Source organism: Cellulomonas septica (assembly GCF_012396155.1).
GTDB lineage: Bacteria > Actinomycetota > Actinomycetes > Actinomycetales > Cellulomonadaceae > Cellulomonas > Cellulomonas septica.
The window spans coordinates 1-1,386 of sequence record NZ_JAAXOY010000795.1; the positions used below are offsets into that span (position 1 = coordinate 1).

Consider the following 1,386-nt stretch of genomic DNA (forward strand, 5'->3'; position numbering starts at 1 on the left):
CGGTGCCCGCCCCGTGCCGGGTGCCCTCGCCGAGGCTCGCGGACGGCTCGGCCGGGTGCGTCCCGACCCGGACGCTGCGCGCCCCGGTCCGCAGCTCGGCGTGCGCCAGCACGGCCCGGGCCAGCTCGACCCGTGCCTGCTCGGACAGCACGCTCGCTGCCATCCGCACCCACCTCCAGCACGCGGACACCGCTGTGACCTGCGATGACGTCCGTGATCTCGCGTTCGATCGAACATCTGTTCGAAGTATCTCAGTAGACGCTGACACCCGGAGGCGTGTCAATCCGAGCCACCCTCCCGGGCGATCGCGACGCCCCCGGGAGCCCCCGGGGCACCGCCGCGTCGACGTCGGGGCACCGTCGGACCGCGCGCACCGCAGGCCTCGTCGGGCGATGATGACGCGATGACCTCGCTGACCCGCCCCGTCGCCCCCGACCCGTACTCGCTGCTGCCCGCGGTGCCGTCGTTCGAGCTGCGCAGCGACGACATCACGCACGGAGACCGCCTCCCCGACGCGCACACCAACACCCCGGCCGGCGCCAACGTGTCGCCGCACCTGGCGTGGTCGGGCTTCCCGCCCGAGACGCGCTCGTTCGTCGTGAGCTGCTTCGACCCGGACGCGCCCGGCCCGGCCGGCTGGTGGCACTGGACGCTCGTGGACGTCCCCGTGACGACGACCGAGCTCGCGACGGGCGCGGGGACCGCCGGCAGCACGACGCTCCCCGACGGGGCCTTCGCGCTGCGCGGCGACGACGGCGAGCCCGCCTACGTCGGCGCCGCTCCCCCGCCCGGCGACCAGGTGCACCGGTACTTCTTCGTCGTGCACGCGCTCGACACCGACTCGCTCGGCGTCGGCCCGGACGCGATGCCCGGCGCGGTGAACACCGCCGTCGTCTTCCACACGCTCGCGCGTGCCGTGCTCGTCGGGACGTACCAGCGGTGACGGCGGACCCGACGACGACGCTCGGCTCGCTGACCTGGGTGCGCGCGCTGGACCGCCCCGACCTGCTGGCCGACCCGGTGCGCGCCGCGGTCGAGGCGTGGGCCGCCGCCGACGACCGCGTCGCGGACGCCGTGGTGGTCACCGAGATCGACCCCGACCTGGCGGACACCGCGGCGCTCACGGACGCCTACGACCTGCCGCCCTCGGCCTCGGCGAACTGCGTGCTCGTCGCGGGGCGCCGCGAGGGCGAGGAGCGCGTCGCCGCGGCCGTGGTGCGGGCGACGACCCGGGCGGACGTCAACAACGCGGTCAAGCGGCTGCTGTCCATGGTCCTGGCGTTCTTCTACGTCCGGCACCAGAAGGCGAGGGACTGACCATGACCACCCTGGCTCCCACGGTCGGCACCACGACCGACCGGCCCCCGCTCCGGACCGCACCCAAGC

General features: G+C 75.1%; 2 protein-coding genes. Both read left to right on the forward strand.

Annotation, left to right across the window (positions count from 1 at the left end):
• Positions 1-403 precede the first annotated feature (403 nt).
• Positions 404-943 carry a YbhB/YbcL family Raf kinase inhibitor-like protein gene (locus HGA02_RS19240; protein ID WP_168680992.1) on the forward strand — a complete coding sequence of 180 codons (540 nt, stop codon included), beginning with the start codon at positions 404-406 and terminating at the stop codon, positions 941-943.
• Positions 940-1,317, forward strand: coding sequence for a YbaK/EbsC family protein (locus tag HGA02_RS19245; protein WP_425483083.1), 378 nt, complete (start codon positions 940-942; stop codon positions 1,315-1,317). Before HGA02_RS19240 ends, HGA02_RS19245 begins: the two co-directional genes overlap by 4 nt.
• Positions 1,318-1,386 lie beyond the last annotated feature (69 nt).